17 protein-coding genes are annotated in these 16253 nt (G+C 29.9%); 5 read left to right on the top strand and 12 right to left on the bottom strand.

Annotation, left to right across the window (positions count from 1 at the left end):
• Positions 1-6: 6 nt before the first annotated feature.
• Positions 7-375 carry a ribosome silencing factor gene (gene rsfS / locus ACY2RX_RS08395; protein ID WP_490103524.1) on the bottom strand — a complete coding sequence of 123 codons (369 nt, stop codon included), beginning with the start codon at positions 373-375 and terminating at the stop codon, positions 7-9.
• Positions 376-459: 84 nt separating this feature from the next.
• Between rsfS and ACY2RX_RS08390 the strand changes: the two genes are divergently transcribed.
• Complete coding sequence (locus ACY2RX_RS08390; protein ID WP_490103523.1) at positions 460-1191, top strand: biotin--[acetyl-CoA-carboxylase] ligase; 732 nt, start codon at positions 460-462, stop codon at positions 1189-1191.
• Here the strand turns inward: ACY2RX_RS08390 and ACY2RX_RS08385 are convergent.
• On the bottom strand, positions 1188-1577 hold the full coding sequence (locus tag ACY2RX_RS08385; protein ID WP_490103522.1) for an SRPBCC family protein: 390 nt from the start codon (positions 1575-1577) through the stop codon (positions 1188-1190). The genes ACY2RX_RS08390 and ACY2RX_RS08385 overlap by 4 nt on opposite strands.
• 10 nt (positions 1578-1587) lie before the next feature.
• The gene (pyrE, locus tag ACY2RX_RS08380; protein ID WP_490103521.1) at positions 1588-2229 is read right to left on the bottom strand and encodes an orotate phosphoribosyltransferase; all 642 of its coding nucleotides are present in this window, start codon (positions 2227-2229) and stop codon (positions 1588-1590) included.
• A 7-nt stretch (positions 2230-2236) separates the two neighbouring features.
• On the opposite strand from pyrE, the gene ACY2RX_RS08375 reads away from it, so the two are divergent.
• Positions 2237-2833, top strand: a complete 597-nt coding sequence (locus ACY2RX_RS08375; protein WP_490103520.1) for an NUDIX hydrolase — start codon at positions 2237-2239, stop codon at positions 2831-2833.
• 52 nt (positions 2834-2885) lie between these two features.
• Complete coding sequence (locus ACY2RX_RS08370; protein ID WP_490103519.1) at positions 2886-4514, top strand: SulP family inorganic anion transporter; 1629 nt, start codon at positions 2886-2888, stop codon at positions 4512-4514.
• 7 nt (positions 4515-4521) lie between these two features.
• Here ACY2RX_RS08370 and ACY2RX_RS08365 read toward each other — a convergent pair whose 3' ends face one another.
• The 8 genes from ACY2RX_RS08365 to ACY2RX_RS08330 form a co-directional block, all read right to left on the bottom strand.
• A complete protein-coding gene (locus tag ACY2RX_RS08365) occupies positions 4522-4893 on the bottom strand; it encodes a DUF2200 domain-containing protein (RefSeq protein WP_490103518.1) in 372 nt (123 codons plus the stop codon).
• A gap of 17 nt (positions 4894-4910) precedes the next feature.
• Entirely contained in the window at positions 4911-7130 is a 2220-nt protein-coding gene (locus tag ACY2RX_RS08360) for a xanthine dehydrogenase family protein molybdopterin-binding subunit (protein WP_490103517.1), read from the bottom strand.
• Positions 7127-7591, bottom strand: a complete 465-nt coding sequence (locus tag ACY2RX_RS08355) for a (2Fe-2S)-binding protein (RefSeq protein WP_490103516.1) — start codon at positions 7589-7591, stop codon at positions 7127-7129. Before ACY2RX_RS08355 ends, ACY2RX_RS08360 begins: the two co-directional genes overlap by 4 nt.
• Before the next feature lie 36 nt (positions 7592-7627).
• Complete coding sequence (locus ACY2RX_RS08350; RefSeq protein ID WP_490103515.1) at positions 7628-8659, bottom strand: lactonase family protein; 1032 nt, start codon at positions 8657-8659, stop codon at positions 7628-7630.
• Positions 8660-8743: 84 nt separating this feature from the next.
• Entirely contained in the window at positions 8744-10489 is a 1746-nt protein-coding gene (locus ACY2RX_RS08345; protein WP_490103514.1) for a M14 family metallopeptidase, read from the bottom strand.
• 7 nt (positions 10490-10496) lie between these two features.
• Positions 10497-11462, bottom strand: a complete 966-nt coding sequence (locus tag ACY2RX_RS08340; RefSeq protein ID WP_490103513.1) for an energy transducer TonB — start codon at positions 11460-11462, stop codon at positions 10497-10499.
• A 30-nt stretch (positions 11463-11492) separates the two neighbouring features.
• Positions 11493-11954: a pantetheine-phosphate adenylyltransferase gene (coaD, locus tag ACY2RX_RS08335; protein ID WP_490103512.1), complete on the bottom strand. Its 462-nt coding sequence runs from the start codon at positions 11952-11954 to the stop codon at positions 11493-11495.
• An 85-nt stretch (positions 11955-12039) separates the two neighbouring features.
• Positions 12040-13023 carry a D-alanine--D-alanine ligase gene (locus ACY2RX_RS08330; protein WP_490103511.1) on the bottom strand — a complete coding sequence of 328 codons (984 nt, stop codon included), beginning with the start codon at positions 13021-13023 and terminating at the stop codon, positions 12040-12042.
• Positions 13024-13115: 92 nt separating this feature from the next.
• Here ACY2RX_RS08330 and ACY2RX_RS08325 point away from each other — a divergent pair, with 92 nt between their 5' ends.
• The gene (locus ACY2RX_RS08325) at positions 13116-13673 is read left to right on the top strand and encodes a PASTA domain-containing protein (protein ID WP_490103510.1); all 558 of its coding nucleotides are present in this window, start codon (positions 13116-13118) and stop codon (positions 13671-13673) included.
• A gap of 103 nt (positions 13674-13776) precedes the next feature.
• Positions 13777-14811, top strand: coding sequence for an RluA family pseudouridine synthase (locus ACY2RX_RS08320; RefSeq protein ID WP_490103509.1), 1035 nt, complete (start codon positions 13777-13779; stop codon positions 14809-14811).
• 81 nt (positions 14812-14892) lie between these two features.
• Here the strand turns inward: ACY2RX_RS08320 and ACY2RX_RS08315 are convergent, their stop codons facing one another.
• The gene (locus ACY2RX_RS08315; protein ID WP_490103508.1) at positions 14893-16197 is read right to left on the bottom strand and encodes an APC family permease; all 1305 of its coding nucleotides are present in this window, start codon (positions 16195-16197) and stop codon (positions 14893-14895) included.
• Positions 16198-16253: the final 56 nt, after the last annotated feature.

Genomic DNA, 16253 nt, shown 5'->3' with positions numbered 1-16253 from the left:
AAAAAATTAAACTGGATTTATTTCTGTTATTTTAGCATCTCCCCAAAGGCTCTCTATATCGTAAAAATCGCGAATGTGTTTCTGAAAAATATGTACAACAACGTTTACATAATCCATTAAAACCCATTCTGAATTTGTTTGTCCTTCTATGTGCCAAGGTTTGTCTTTCAACTCTTTGCTAACCGCTTTTTGAATTGAACCAGAAATTGCATTTACCTGTGTGTTTGAGTTACCTGAGCAGATTACAAAATAATCGCAAACGGTATTCTCTATATCTCGTAAGTCTAGTAATTGAATGTCTTCTCCTTTTACATCATCAATCCCTTTTATGATTACAGCAATTAAATTGTCTGTACTTACTTGTTTTTTTGTCATTAACTTTTTTAATTAAACGCAAAGTTATTATTTTTTTGCGAGTATTTTATGTATTATTACGGTAGTTTACACTTTATTTAACAATTGAAAATAATCAAACTTAGTGCCATTGATTCTACAAATTCTTTTTTAAAGGATTTGGCACAAAATTCTACACTCAAAAATTTTACTGTTGCAGTAACAGAAAAACAAACAAAAGGAAGAGGGCAACAAGAAAAAAAATGGATTACTGAACCTTACAAAAACCTTACATTCAGTATATTTATAACTTTTGATGATTTAAAAATTACTCAAAAAAAATATTTAAGTTTTGCAATTTCATCATCTATTTATGAGGTGCTTTTTGATAAAAAAACTCCTAAACTTTCTATAAAATGGCCTAACGACATTCTGTCAGCAAATAAAAAGATTTGCGGTATTTTAATAGAAAACACATTTAAAGGTGACAGTATTAAAAATTCTGTGATAGGAATTGGGTTGAATGTAAACCAAGAAATATTTCCTAGTTACCTAAAAAATGCTACTTCATTAAAATTAGCAACATCAAAAAAATTTAATTTAGATGATTTACTAAAAGATATTCTAATAAAAATTCAAGAAAAAATAAAGTTATTAGAAGACAAAAAATTTAAATTTTTAGAAGACAATTATTTAAAAGTTTTGTACAAAAAAAACATCCCTACTATGTTTAAAAATAGTAAGGATGAAATTTTTATGGGTATGATTTCCGGAATTTCTGATGTGGGTAATCTTTTAATTGAATTAGAAGATGAATCTATAAAAGAATTCGGAATTAAAGAAATTTCTTTTCTTTAAAGTTTGCCAATATTTTCTGTAAGCGTGTCTACAAATTTGGTTAATGGCTTTTTAATCATCATTGCCATCATTGGGTTAAAATCTCCATCAAATTTTAGTTGTACTTCTGTTTTATTTTCGGATATTTCATTAATATCTGCAGCCAAAGTAAAAGGTAATTTGCTACTTGCAGCTCCTAGAGTAATGTTAGAAAATTCCGTTTTTTCTTTTAACACCAATCTAATTTCTGGCATCCCTGGTAATCCAAATAAAAATGAATCTCCATCCACTTCAAATTTTTGAATATTCTCTGGCATAATTTCTTTAAAATTTTCTAATTTGGTAAAAAACATAAAGACTTCTTTAGCCGGTTTTTCTAAAATTACTGTATTTCCGTTTATATTCATTTTCTTAAATTTATTGTTTCCACTCACTAGGATTTTCTCTCCAATCATTTAAAGTAGCCAACTCTTTTTCAGTAACATAATTACTATCTAAAGCTTGTTCTAATAGGTTTTCGTAATTACTTAACGTAGTTAAACGAATTCCTTTTTCATCAAAATTTTTGTCTGCCACATTAAATCCATAAGAGAAAATAGCTACCATTCCTTTTACTCTAGCTCCTGCTTCTTTTAAAGCTTCGACTGCATTTAAACTGCTTTTTCCGGTACTAATTAAATCTTCAATAACAACCACATTTTGTCCACTTTCTAAATGACCTTCAATCTGGTTTTTTCTACCGTGTTTTTTTGGTTCAGGTCTTACATAAATAAAAGGAACTCCTAATTCTTGAGCTACTAAAATTCCAATAGCAATTGCGCCTGTAGCAACACCAGCAATTACATCTGGTTTACCATATTCTAATTCAACAATTTTTGCAATTTCTTCTTTTAAAAAAACACGAACTGGCGGATAAGATAATGTAATTCTGTTATCGCAATATATGGGCGATTTCCAGCCTGATGCCCAATTAAATGGTTTGCTTGGACTTAATTTTATTGCCTTAATTTGCAATAAAAGCTCAGCCGTTTTTTTTGCCGTATCTTTGTTTAAAATCATACCGCAAATGTATAAAGTTTTTGTAAATGATGCGCAGATAATTATCACTTCTTCTACTAAAAAAGAAAATAATTTCCCTGTTTATTCTTTTAAAAACATCTCTTTTGATGAAATTATTGCACAAATAAAAAATAAAGAGATTAAAGGCATCAATTTATATTCTACTGATTTAGAGAGCGATTGGGAATCATTTCTTAAAAATATGAAAGTAATTCCTGCAGCTGGTGGCTTGGTTTTAAATTCTAAAAAAGAAGTTTTGTTTATTTACAGAAATGCTGTTTGGGATTTACCTAAAGGATGGATTGAAAAAGGAGAAACCCAAGAAATTGCTGCAATTAGAGAAGTTGAGGAAGAATGTGGCATCAAAAAATTAAAATTGATTAAACCTTTATTAACAACTTATCATATTTACTTTCATAAAGGCATAAAATTAAAAGAAACACACTGGTTTTTAATGACTTCTGATTATAACAAAAAATTAATTCCTCAAATAAAAGAAGGAATAACAGAAGTTGGATTTAAAAATGAGACTGAAATTAAAGAGATTTTTAAAAATTCATATGCCAATATAAAATTAGTGTATGATACTTTTAAAGAAAGTTAGTTTTCTAAAAAAACCTACTATCTTTGCCGACTTCTAAAAACTACCAATAATTATGACTGAATTTATTACCAAACGTGTAAAAAACGTAAGAAATGATGTTTTATCAGGAATCACAGTTGCATTAGCATTAGTTCCTGAAGCAGTGGCTTTCGCCTTTGTGGCAGGTGTAGATCCGCTTGTGGGTTTATATGCTGCGTTTATGATTGGTTTAATTACGTCTATTTTTGGAGGTAGACCAGGAATGATTTCTGGCGCAACAGGTGCTTTAGCTGTTGTTATGGTTTCTTTAGTTGCTGAAGGAAATGCTATGGGAAATCCTGAAGAAAATTTAGGTTTATATTACCTTTTCTTAACCGTAATTTTAATGGGAATCATACAAATTTTAGCTGGTGTTTTTAAATTGGGTAAGTTTGTTCGTTTAATTCCACACCCAGTAATGATGGGATTTGTAAACGGTTTGGCAATTGTTATTTTCTTATCGCAATTAGGTATGTTTAAACAAACTGTTAACGGAGAAAAAGTTTGGTTAGAAGGTAATTCTTTATGGTATATGATTGGTTTGGTGGGTTTAACTATGTTAATAATGTGGGGTTTACCTAAAATTAAAGCAACCAAAAAATTACCTGAAGCTTTAATTGCAATTTTGGTTGTTTCAGGTATTGTAATATTTTCAAATTTAGATGTTGCTACGGTTGGTTCTTTTATTAGAGATGGTGGTGGAGAAGGCTTAAAAGGTGGGTTTCCTGTTCCTGTTTTAGAAACTTTTTCTAACATCCCTATAAATATGGAAACATTTTGGTTCATTTTACCTTATGCAGGAATTTTAGCCGCCATTGGTTTAATAGAATCTTTAATGACTTTAAATTTAATTGACGATTTAACTGAAACGCGTGGAAATTCAAACCGTGAATGTATGGCACAAGGTGGTGCAAATATTATTACTGGTTTGTTTGGCGGAATGGGTGGTTGCGCAATGATTGGGCAATCAATTATTAATATAAAAGGTGGTGGACGTGGACGTTTATCTGGAATTACAGCAGCCGTTTTCTTACTAATGTTTATCCTTTTTGCATCTTCTTACATTGAGCAAGTTCCTATTGCGGCTTTGGTTGGCGTTATGTTTATGGTAGTTATTGGTACGTTTGCTTGGTCTAGTTTTAGAATCATCAACAAAATACCTAGAACAGATATTTTTGTACTAATTTTAGTTTCTGCTTTAACCGTAATTTTTGATTTAGCAATTGCAGTTATTGCTGGTGTAATTGTTTCTGCTTTGGCTTTTGCTTGGGAAAACGCTAAACGTATTAGAGCTAGAAAACGTTTTAAAGATGATGGCACTAAAATTTATGAAATATGGGGACCTTTATTCTTTGGAAGCATTGCTGCTTTTAATGACAAATTCGATGTGAAAAACGACCCCGAAAAAGTAGAAATCGATTTTGTAGAAGCTCGCGTTTCGGATCATTCTGCAATAGAAGCCATTTTTGCTTTGGTAGAAAAATATCAAGCAGCAGGTAAAAAAATAACTTTAAAGCATTTAAGTGAAGATTGTAAGTTGTTGCTATACAAATCTAGCCCAATTTATACAGATATTATTGAAGAAGCTATTGATGATCCCCGTTATCATTTAGCAGCAAACCCTGAAGATTTTCCTAAACCTTTAAACGAGTATCAATTTTAGCAAATAATTATTTTTTGGGAGTTCGTAAAATCTTATCCATTTTACGACCTCTAGCTAATTCGTCTATTAACTTATCTAAATATCTGGCTTGTTTTGTTATTGGGTTTGTTATTTCTTCAACTCTATAACCACAAATTACACCTTTAATTAAATACACATTAGGGTTTAAAGTAGCGCCATCAAAAAACTCTTTAAAAGTAATTTTTGATTGGATAAACTGATTGATTTTTTTCTGGTCATAACCAGTTAACCATTCTATAACTTGTAGTAATTCTTCTTGAGTTCTCCCTTTTTTTTCAACTTTTGTAATATAATGTGGATAAACAGACGCAAACTTCATATTTGCAACTCGTTCATCATGATGACTTGTATCTTTCATTTTTTATAAATTTAAAATTACACCATAAATCCTTCCTCTATAATAGGCAAAGAGCGAACTCTTTTACCTGAAGCATTAAAAATTGCATTACAAATTGCTGGTGCCATTACAGGAACTCCAGGTTCTCCTACTCCTGTTGGTTTTTCATCCATATTATCAATAATATCAATATAAATATTTGGAGTGTGTTTCATTCTTGTCATTTGATAATCAAAGAAATTATGTTGTTCTACGGCTCCTTCTTTTACTGAAATTTTGCCAAACAACGCTAAAGACATTCCAAAAATTGCTGCACCTTCTAACTGATTTTTTACATTATCTTTATTTAATACCAAACCACAATCTATGGTGGTCCAAATATTTTCTACTTTTACTTTATTATTCTTAACAGAAACTTCTACAATGGTGGCTACATAACTATAAAAACTATAATGAATTGCGACTCCCAAACCGTGATTTTTTGGTAAATTTTTGCCCCAATTAGCAATTTTAGCAGTATTCTTTAATACCTTTTTCATTCTTTTAGAATGATATGAAAACTTAGACCTTCCTTTAATAATTCTATCTTTTCCTATTAAATCTAATTGAAATTGAACAGGATCTTTTTTTGCTGCAAAAGCCAATTCATCAACAAAAGAATTGTTACCAAAACCACTATGAATATTAACTACAGAACGCAACCAACCTATTCTTAAATGAGACGCTGCTTTTACATTTTCTAATTGAAAATTCTCTAAGTTATAAGGATTATTTGTAAAACCTTGATTAAGCTCAAAACCTGCTGCGTAATCTGACATTGGTTTAAAACTTGATGTTATAGATGGTAATGCAACACGTTGTAACCATCCAGAAACTTGTCCGTTTTTATCTAAAGAACCTTTTAAATATTGTGCACTTGTAGCGTGATAAAAACTGTGTTTTACATCATCTTCACGAGTCCAAACAACTTGTACTGGCGCATTTATTTTTTTTGACAACGCCACAGCTTCTACCACAAAATCAGATTTTGATTTTCTACCAAAACCACCACCTAAAAAAGTAACGTTAATTGTAATATTTTCTAGCGGAACTTCAAAAAAGTGAGCAATTTCTGCTCTAGCAGTTTGCGGATCTTGAACAGGTGCCCAAACTTCAATTTTATCACCCTGAAACCAAGCTGTTGCATTTGGAACTTCCATAGGAGCGTGTACCAAAAAAGGAACGTTATAAGTGGCTTCAACTATATTTTTTGATTTTTTAAAAGCAGAATTTATATTGCCTCTACTCCCAGGAACTAACTTTCCTTTTTTTTGAACTCTCTTTGTTATCGTTTTTGTAAACTCTTCAGAATCAAAAGAATGATTTTTACCATAATTCCATTCAATATTTAAATTGAGTTTTCCTTGAAAAGCCGCCCAAGTATTATTTGCTATGACTGCAACACCTCCTAAAGCTCCAAAAAACTTACCTGTTGGCGGCACAATTCTATCTAATTGAAAAACACTTTCTACACCTGCAGTTTTTTCTGCATCCGATTTATCTACAGTTTTAACAGTACCAAAAGTAACAGGACATCTAGCAATTGCCGCAAATTTTAGATTCGGAATTCTTACATCAATTCCATACCTTGCTGTTCCGTGTGTAAAATCTTTTAAATCGACACTTTTTAAAGTTTTACCTATGTATTTAAAATCTTCAACTTTTTTTAATTTGATGTTTTTTTCATCAGGAATTGTAACTTTTGATGCTTCATCTACTAAATCTCCGTAGAAAATTTTATCTTTTGTAACTTTATTTACAATGTAATGATTTTCTGCTTTACAAGCTGTTTCTGACACATTCCATTTTTTAGCAGCAGCAGTAATTAGCATTGCTTTTGCTGTTGCTCCCATTTTGCGCATTGGTTTTAATAAAGTTCTTACACTTCTAGAACCGTCTGTATTCTGATTGCCATATTTTGCATTACCTGTTGCTTGTTTTACAGTAATATATTTCCAATCTGCTTCTAATTCATCTGCAATTGCAGAGGTTAAAGACGTTCTAATTCCTTGCCCCATTTCAGAACGAGATGCTAGCAAAGTAATGTTTCCATCTTTTTGAATTTGAACAAATAAATTTGGCGAAAATGTTTTTTTATCCGCTTGCGGAATAAATTCTTTTTTATCTGAAGAAATATTACATCCTAAGAGAATTCCGCCAGAAGTTAAACCCAATAATTTTACGAAATCTCTACGATTTATTTGCTGAATTTTACTCATATTGATTCGTTTTTAAGCGCAACAGCTTTATGAATTGCTTTTCTAATTCTTGTATAGGTTCCGCATCTACAAATGTTGCCACTCATAGCATTATCTATATCTTTATCTGTTGGATTTGCGTTTTTATCTAATAATGATGTAGCTGCAATTAACTGCCCAGACTGACAATATCCGCATTGTGGCACATTACCATCGTTCCAAGCTTTGCGTAAAAATTCTAGGTTTTCTGAAGTTCCTTCGATAGTAATAATTTCTTTTCCAACGCCATAAGAAACTGGCATACTACAAGATTTTGTTAATGTACCATTAATTAAAATAGAACAGGCGCCACATTGGCTAACGCCACAACCAAATTTTGTACCTGTTAAACCAGCAATATCTCTAATTGCCCACAATAAAGGCATATCATCTTGTACATCAATAGTATAAGTTTTTCCGTTGATTGATAAAATTTTACTCACTTGTATTTTTTTAAAAGCAACAAGTTACATAAAAATTTAAAACAATATACAAACTGGTGTTGGCGCAGAAATTTTACTTACAAAAGTTAGTTTGCCTGTTAATGAATCTCTTTTAAAAGAAATAATGTTATCGGTATTTTGATTAGCGACTAACAAAAAATTGTTGTTTGGTGATAGAGAAAAATTACGAGGAAAATCTCCTAAAACAGCTTCAAAACCAACCGTTTTTAGAGTACCATTTTTAGGATTGACTTCGAAAATTGCTATAGAATTATGTCCGCGATTAGAAGCATACAAAAACTTGCCATCATCAGAAATATGAATATCCGCAGTAAAACTATTTCCCATAAAATCTTTTGGCAGCGTAGAAATTGAGAAATCTACATAATAGTTTTCTTCTTTTTGTTTTATCAATGAAACTGTATTGTTTAATTCGTTTATTACATACATCCATTTATTATTTGGATGAAAAACTAGATGTCTTGGTCCAGCTCCTTCTGCCATTTTTAAAGTCTTCTGTTTTGTAAAAACCAATTTGTTTTTATCAGTATCAATTTTAGAAAACCACAATTGATTGGTGCCTAAATCTACAGAGACAACTTCGTTTTTTGCAGGATGAAACCAAGTAGAATGTGCGTGAGGTGATTTTTGCCTGTCTGTTGTTCCTTTACCAAAATGCTGTTGTACATTTAATAATGTTGATAATTTACCCAATTCATCAACATTTAACAACCCAATATTACCACCTGTATAATTGGCAGTTAACACATCATTTTCTTTATTAACAGCAATAAAACAAGGATGCGCTCCTCCTGATTTTGATTTGCCAATAAACTGCAAAGTATCTTTTTTTATGGCAAATGAAGACACAAAACCAGTACCGTTTTCATCTAACTCATTTACAGCCAATAAAGTTTTATTATCTTTTGTTTTTGCTAAGAAAGAAGGATTTTCTGTTTTAGCAACCAAACCTATTTGTTTTAGTTTTCCTTCTTTAGAAAGCTGGTATTTGTAAATTCCTTTTGAATCTTTATTTGTGTATGTTCCTACATAAAAAGTAGTGCTCATAGATTGTTTTTTAACTTTTGATTTTCGATTTTGACATCCAAAAAAAATTGTTACTAAAAATAAAAATGAGACATATTTCATTATTTAAAATAGTTTAAAAATTGGTAAACGTAAATGCGCTGACTCGTAATAAGGTGAATTTTTATAAATAAAATTGAGTTGCATTCTTGGGTTTTTAGCAAACGCATCATCATTTTTTAATTTATCTTCAAATTTCTTTTTAAGTGATGGATTTTTAGCCAAAATCTCTTCTGCTACATCTTCAAAAACATAGCCAGAATACCCTTCTTTTTGTTGTAAAATTGTGTCGAAAAAATTCCAATTAAAAAAAGAATCTGTTGCTGTTGCTTCTAAAGTTTCTAATAAATAACGAACTCCATTTTGATTTGTTGGAATATACAAATCGCCTTTTCTAAAATTTATTTTTTGAATTGATGTATTTACTGTTGTATTATAATGCAAATAATGACCTTCGTAAGCAGATGTTCTTGTTTTGTAATCTGCAATATGATTTACCTCTACAGAAATAATGGTATCATTCTTAAATCTTGAAAATTGTATTTGATTGTTTTTTAATCGATCTACTATTTTATGCCAACCTTGCTGTAAAATATAGGCTTTAGGAATGGTGATTTTTTTAGTTACTAAAAAATTATTGTAATACTTTGTTGACTTTGTAAATGGTTTATTGGTGTCATAAAACAAACGTTTTCCTGAGGTTACTTTACTATCAATAATTGCAGCTTCATAACCTTTAAACTGCAATTCTGTTGAATTTTCTACATCAACTTTAAAACTTATTGGATATGTTTTTTTAGCCAATATCTCATCAACAGCATTTGCTCTTAATTTTTTGATTTGGGTTGATTTTTTTTCAGTAAAATCTAAAGCAGATAGCATTAATTGATAAGTTTGTTCTACTCGTGTTTTATACGGTTTTAACATATGAGTTTCTACCATAAACCCTAAAGTATTGAACAAAGTTGTATAACCTGTAGAATATCTTGGAGCATCAAAAAATTGAGAAAATCCATTCTCTGGAGTTTTACCCCAAACATTCACATAAGGCGTAATAATGATGTCTTTTTTTGCTAAAGATTCCTCTATACTCGGGCGCATTTCTGTTTCTATAAACTTGCCCAAATTACCTCCTAATTTGTTATGTTGTGTAAATAAATGTGTAATTGCATATTGATAATCTGCACCATTACTAACGTGATTATCAATAAAAACATCTGGATTAACTGTATGAAAAATCTCTGCAAAAGCAGCCGCGTTTTTAGTATCTTGTTTTATAAAATCTCTATTTAAATCGTAGTTTCTGGCATTGCCTCTAAAGCCATATTCTTTAGGTCCGTTTTGATTTGCTCTAGAATGAGAATTTCTATTTAATGCGCCGCCAATATTATAAACAGGAATTACACAAATAATAGAATTTTTATATTTTTCTTTTAAAGAATCATTTTGAATAATATCTCTAATCAAAAGCATAGAAGCATCTATTCCGTCAGATTCACCTGGATGAATTCCGTTATTAATTAAAATTCTATTTTTAGTTGCTATTTTAATTTCATTAACATTAAAAATTTCTTGCTGACTATAAACTACTAAATGTAAAGGTTCTCCTGAATCTGTTTGCCCAAAAGAAAACAAAGAAACTCCAGAATACGCATCTGCTAAATCTTTATAATAAGAAATAACGTCTTTGTATTTTGATGTTTCTGTTCCTTTTGATTTTTCGAAAAGTGTTGTAAAATCTAACTCTTTTTTTGTTTTTTTATCACAAGAAATAACCGTTAAAAAAACAAGTAATACAACAATTCTTTTCATATTACTTTTAATCTTTGAAATGTAAATCTAAAGTATAGTTAGAGTTATACGTTTTTCCTCTTTTCTTTGCGGGTGTCCATCCTTGCATTTCTGAAAGTATTTTTTTTACCTCGTTATTATACTCAGGGTTTAAACCTCTAATTACATTAACATTCTTTACAAAACCTTCTTTAGTAACAGTAAAAGTAACATAAATATCTCCTTTAATTCCGGCTGTTTCTGTATTAAACCTTTTGCTAACATATTTTCTTATAGCACTATTATCTCTTTTTTTGTAAAATGCAGGTGTATTTACTTCTTTGTATGAAAATTCATCACTGGTTTTGTTCCAACTTGTTCCTTTGGTAAGTTTTCCTTTTTTGTAAGTTTCTTCATATTTTTTTTCTTTTCCGTTAAAAGCCGTCCATAATCCGTTTTTTAAACCCTTTTTATAACTTCCTTTTTCAAATAAACCTTCATCATTTTTAAATTGAACAAAGCCATTACCATTGGTTACAGTTTGTTCTCCTTTATCATCCCAAAAACTCTCTATTAAATTGTAAGTTTCATCACTAAAAAAAGTTTCTTTAGACCTTTTCTCTTCAGATTTTTTCTTTCCATTTTTATAATAATATGTCCAGATTCCATTTCCTTTTTTACCATTTATAACTTTACCTTCAGATGCTTTATTTCCATTTTTATGAAAAGATACAAAACCTCCATTGGCTTTTAATAATTGTAAGCCATTGGTAGTAAATTTAGAGTCTAAAACATATTTATTTTTAGTATTGTCTAATAAAAATTTTTCAACTTTAAAAACATTACTATTTTTACCAACATTGGTTTCTTTTATAACAACTAAAGTATTTGTTTTTACATAAGTTGCTCTATTGTTTGCATAATATAGCGTATCGCCTACTTTATAATAAGAACTTTGCGAAAACCCTAAAAATGACATCATCATAACTAATGATGCAATTATAAATTTTTTCATTTTGTTTTGATTTATTGTTATTGTATTAATTTATTGTTTTGCAACTCTAACACTTTTAGGGACTAATTTTGTGTAATCTCCATTATTTCTAATCACTTCTCTTACAATTGATGAAGATATATAAGATGTACTTGCGGCTGTTAATAGAAAAACAGTTTCTATGGGAGCTAAATCTCTATTTGTATGAGCAATTGCTTTTTCGAATTCAAAATCTGCAGGATTTCTTAACCCTCTTAAAATAAACTCCACATTATTTTCTTGGCAAAAATCTACAGTTAAACCTTTGTAGGCAACTACTTTAATTTTTGGATTATCAGCAAAAGAATCTTCAATAAACTTTTTACGTTGTTCTAAAGAAAACATATATTTTTTATTAGAATTTACACCAATGGCTATAATAAGTTCATCAAATAAAGTAACACCACGAGTTATAATATCGTGATGACCAGAAGTTATGGGATCAAATGACCCTGGAAATATTGCTCTTTTCATATACCCTCTTTTATACTTTGAAGTATAGAAATTAATAGTTGATAAAAATAGAAAAATACCTTAAAACTTAAGAGGTAACACCTCTTTATTTAAAGCTATTGAGGGAACTTTCTATGGCATTACCAAATAAATCTTTTAATGAGACTCCTGCTTCGTTAGCTTGTTGAGGCAAAATACTCTCTTCTGTAAGCCCAGGAACTGTATTCATTTCTAAGAAATATGGTTCACAATTTACTAAAATATATTCAGAACGAGAAAAACCAGACATATTTAAAATTGAATATACCTTTTTGGCAGTTTTTTCAACTTTTATTTTCTCTTCTTTAGAAATTCTAGCGGGTGTAATTTCTTGAGATTTTCCTTCATATTTAGCTTCATAATCAAAGAAATCATTTTCTGTAACTATTTCTGTAACTGGTAAAACCGTGGTTTTTCCTTTATATTCAATTACGCCAACAGAAACTTCTGTACCTTCTAAAAATGATTCAATTAAAATTTCTGAATCTTCTTTATAAGCTTTTTTAATTGCAGGCATCATTTCTTCTAAAGTATGTGCTTTAGAAATTCCATAACTAGAACCTGCATTATTAGGCTTTACAAAACAAGGTAAACCAACTTTATCTATAATTTTTTGAAGATTAATTTCATCGCCTTTATTTAAATATACAGACACAGCAGTTTTTACACCATATTCTTTTACAACACTTAAAGTATCTCTTTTATTAAACGTTAATGCCATTTGATAAAATGGTGCAGAAGTGTGTTTTATTCCTATTAAATTAAAATACGCCAATAACATTCCGTTTTCTCCTGGCGAACCATGAATGGCATTAAACACACAATTAAAAATGATTTTTTCATTATTTAAAACAAAAGAAAAATCGTTTTTATTAATTGCATATTCGTTATCAGAATCATCTAACGCCACCCATTTTTCTTTTAAAATATGAACCCTAAAAGGATTGTATTTCTCTCTATCTAAATGATTATAAACAACGTTTCCGCTTTTAAGAGAAATATTAACTTCGGATGAATAACCACCCATAACAATTGCGATGTTCTTCTTCATTGACTGTAAAATAATAAAACAAATTTATCAAAATAATAATAGAAATAGCAACGTTTAGTTTTTATATATTTGTGTGTTCTAAAAATCAAAAAATGAGTGTTTTTCAATTTTTAAAAAGTAAGGTTTTTTTTAAACAAGTTGCCATTGCAATTATTGGTTTATTGGTCTTTATTTTTACCTTAAAATATTGGTTGGGTTTTTCTACCAATCACAATCAAAAAATTCAAGTTCCTAATTTACATAAGATGTCTTTAACAGATGTAGCTAAAAATTTAAAAGAACTTAATTTAGATTTTATAGTGATTGATAGTGCGAGTTATAACCCTAATTACCCAAAAAGATCTGTGATAGAACAAAGCCCAGAAGCTGGAGATTTTGTAAAAGAAAAACGTAAAATCTATTTAACTTTAAATCCGTCTAAATATAGAGATGTAACAATCCCTAATTTAAACGGGCGTACAAAAAGACAAGCTACTTCTCAATTGCGTTCTAAAGGTTTAAATGTTGGTACAGATTTTACTTATGTTAACGATATTGGTAAAAATGTGGTTCGTGGTTTACGTTACAAAGGAAAAATATTAAATCCTGGAGATAAATTACCGCTAAATTCTATTGTAGATTTAGTTTTAGGTGATGGTAGAGGGAATTAATTCAGTTAGCAGTTAGCAGAACTAAAATACTATTCAGCTTTGCAACTTTTTTACTTTGTAACTCTGTAACTTAGTTAAAAAACTTTGCCACTAAATAAAAAAAATGCAAGAAAATCAACCTCAAAACATAGAAAACGACGATTTGTACGAGCATTATAGATTTGTTGCTACTGAAGGACAAGTACCTTTACGAGTAGATAAATTTTTGATGAATTTTGTAGAAAATGCCACCAGAAATAAAATACAACAAGCTGCAAAAGTTGGTAATGTTTTGGTAAATGATCTGGTTGTAAAATCGAATCATAAAGTAAAACCAAATGATGTTGTTAGAGTTGTTTTAGCATATCCTCCTCAAGAAAATTTATTGATTGCAGAAGATATTCCTTTAGATATTGTTTATGAAGATGATGCTTTAATTGTTGTTAATAAACCTGCAGGAATGGTGGTGCATCCTGGGCACGGAAATCATTCTGGAACTTTGGTAAACGGTTTAATGCATCACATAGAAAACTTGCCCACCAACACTAATGAAAGACCAGGTTTGGTACATAGAATTGATAAAGATACAAGCGGATTATTAGTAATTGCAAAAACCGAATTTGCATTGGCACATTTATCTAAACAATTCTTTGATAGAACTACAGAGCGTTTATACTATGCTTTGGTTTGGGGAAATATTGAAGAAGACGAAGGAAGAATAGAAGGTAATATTGGACGTAGTTTAAAAAACCGTTTGCAAATGGCTGTTTTTCCTGATGGCGATTTTGGGAAACACGCTGTTACACACTTTAAAGTTTTAGAGCGTTTAACGTATGTTACTCTAGTGCAATGTAAATTAGAAACGGGTAGAACACATCAAATTAGAGCGCACTTTAAACACATTGGTCATACTCTTTTTAATGACGAACGTTATGGTGGAAATGACATTTTAAAAGGAACTACTTTTACCAAATACAAGCAGTTTGTACACAATTGTTTTAAAGTGTTACCAAGACAGGCTTTACACGCAAAAACCTTAGGATTTACGCATCCAACAACGGGAGAATTTTTACAATTTAATTCTGAAATTCCACGAGATATAGCAGATTGTTTAGAAAAATGGAGAACGTATTCTGAGCATTCTAAAGAAGAAATTTAAAATAATTCGCTAATGTTTTTATGTTATTTTGTTTGTGCTTAGAAATCACATCATCAATAAATAGGTTTTTTAATTTTGTTTTTATCCTTTAGTTCTTGAAAATTTCCAAGCTCCTAAAGCAAGTAAAATATACAATATAATTATAGCTAGCATTTGTTGCCAGTTATTTGTAAATTCATAATACAGAATTAAAACGCCACCAATACTTAAACCTACTATAGAAATTACCGTTAAAAATGTAGAAGAATTGGTTTTACTTCTTATTTTAAAGTTAGCAATTGCCATTAATAAGGAAACTAAGAGAAAGGTAATACTTCCAAATTCGAGTATTAGTTCTAATCCACCAATTAAAATTAACAAACTTGAAATTAACGCCATTGCAATAATTGCATTTTGTGGACTGCTATTTTTTCTAATAGATAAAATTCGAGGAAAAAACCCATCTTTTGCAATGACTGACATTTGACGAGATGAACCAAAAACAGTTCCGCTAATTGCACTACTTGTTGCTAAAATAGCTCCAAAAATCACCAAATTTGTACCTAGCTTACCTAAAACATTTCCTGCTCCAGAAGCAAGTGCAAATTCTTTATTTTTAACAATCTCTTCTGTTGGAATAGCAAATAATGCTCCCATAGAAATAACAACATAAATTAATACTGCCAAAGTAATTGCGCTATAAATTGCTCTTGGTATGTTCTTTTCTGGGTTTGTCATTTCACTAACTGCGTTAATAACTAATTGAAAACCTTCGTAAGCAACAAAAGTTAAAGAGGCAACAATTAGAATAGAAAAAACACTTGATTTTTCTAAATCTAAAGTCATATTCTCTATAAACGAACCAAAATCTGTTGTTCCGTGATTCATTAAAACAAAAGAAATTATAGTTAAAACAACGAGTTTGGTATATACCATTAAATCTTCTATTTTACCCATTCCGTTTACACTCCAAATATTTATTAAAGTAAAGAGTGTAATTACGCCAATTGCAATACTTTTTCTAATATAAATATTATCAGCAAATTCTGTACTGCTAATTGCATAAGAAGAAAAAGTGTAAGCATAAAGTGCCAAAGTACTTATGTAACCAAATATAATAAACCAACCAATTGCAGACGCAAAGAAATTTGAATTAGGAAAAGTGCGTTTAAAAAAAGAATACGTTGCTCCTTCATCTTTGTAATACAGTCCTAATTTTACATAAGAATATGCCGCTAAAGACGCTATTAATCCTCCTATAATAATTGCAATTGGTGTTAAGTTTCCTATTAAAGAAACAGAAATTCCTAGTATTGTAAATATTCCACCACCTACCATTCCTCCAAGAGCAATAGCTATTAATTCTGCTAAACCTAAGTTTTTATTTCTCTTTCTATGCTGTGTCATTGTTATAAATTAACCTTAGTTTTAAACAATTTGATGTTTATTTATTGTGATGACTA

Source organism: Polaribacter sp. 2405UD43-2, from assembly GCF_058147125.1.
The sequence above is the reverse complement of the archived record's forward strand: the minus strand, read 5'-3'. Positions and strand labels throughout refer to the sequence as shown.

What these genes read in the sequence shown, in the direction of transcription:
- ACY2RX_RS08320 (WP_490103509.1), top strand. Translation starts at nt 13,777, where the DNA reads ATGCAAGAAAATCAACCTCAAAACATAGAAAACGACGATTTGTACGAG.
- ACY2RX_RS08315 (WP_490103508.1), bottom strand. Translation starts at nt 16,197, where the DNA reads ATGACACAGCATAGAAAGAGAAATAAAAACTTAGGTTTAGCAGAATTA.
- ACY2RX_RS08340 (WP_490103513.1), bottom strand. Translation starts at nt 11,462, where the DNA reads ATGAAAAAATTTATAATTGCATCATTAGTTATGATGATGTCATTTTTA.
- coaD (WP_490103512.1), bottom strand. Translation starts at nt 11,954, where the DNA reads ATGAAAAGAGCAATATTTCCAGGGTCATTTGATCCCATAACTTCTGGT.
- ACY2RX_RS08370 (WP_490103519.1), top strand. Translation starts at nt 2,886, where the DNA reads ATGACTGAATTTATTACCAAACGTGTAAAAAACGTAAGAAATGATGTT.
- ACY2RX_RS08350 (WP_490103515.1), bottom strand. Translation starts at nt 8,659, where the DNA reads ATGAGCACTACTTTTTATGTAGGAACATACACAAATAAAGATTCAAAA.
- rsfS (WP_490103524.1), bottom strand. Translation starts at nt 375, where the DNA reads ATGACAAAAAAACAAGTAAGTACAGACAATTTAATTGCTGTAATCATA.
- ACY2RX_RS08365 (WP_490103518.1), bottom strand. Translation starts at nt 4,893, where the DNA reads ATGAAAGATACAAGTCATCATGATGAACGAGTTGCAAATATGAAGTTT.
- ACY2RX_RS08325 (WP_490103510.1), top strand. Translation starts at nt 13,116, where the DNA reads ATGAGTGTTTTTCAATTTTTAAAAAGTAAGGTTTTTTTTAAACAAGTT.
- ACY2RX_RS08375 (WP_490103520.1), top strand. Translation starts at nt 2,237, where the DNA reads ATGTATAAAGTTTTTGTAAATGATGCGCAGATAATTATCACTTCTTCT.
- ACY2RX_RS08345 (WP_490103514.1), bottom strand. Translation starts at nt 10,489, where the DNA reads ATGAAAAGAATTGTTGTATTACTTGTTTTTTTAACGGTTATTTCTTGT.
- ACY2RX_RS08330 (WP_490103511.1), bottom strand. Translation starts at nt 13,023, where the DNA reads ATGAAGAAGAACATCGCAATTGTTATGGGTGGTTATTCATCCGAAGTT.
- ACY2RX_RS08385 (WP_490103522.1), bottom strand. Translation starts at nt 1,577, where the DNA reads ATGAATATAAACGGAAATACAGTAATTTTAGAAAAACCGGCTAAAGAA.
- pyrE (WP_490103521.1), bottom strand. Translation starts at nt 2,229, where the DNA reads ATGATTTTAAACAAAGATACGGCAAAAAAAACGGCTGAGCTTTTATTG.
- ACY2RX_RS08360 (WP_490103517.1), bottom strand. Translation starts at nt 7,130, where the DNA reads ATGAGTAAAATTCAGCAAATAAATCGTAGAGATTTCGTAAAATTATTG.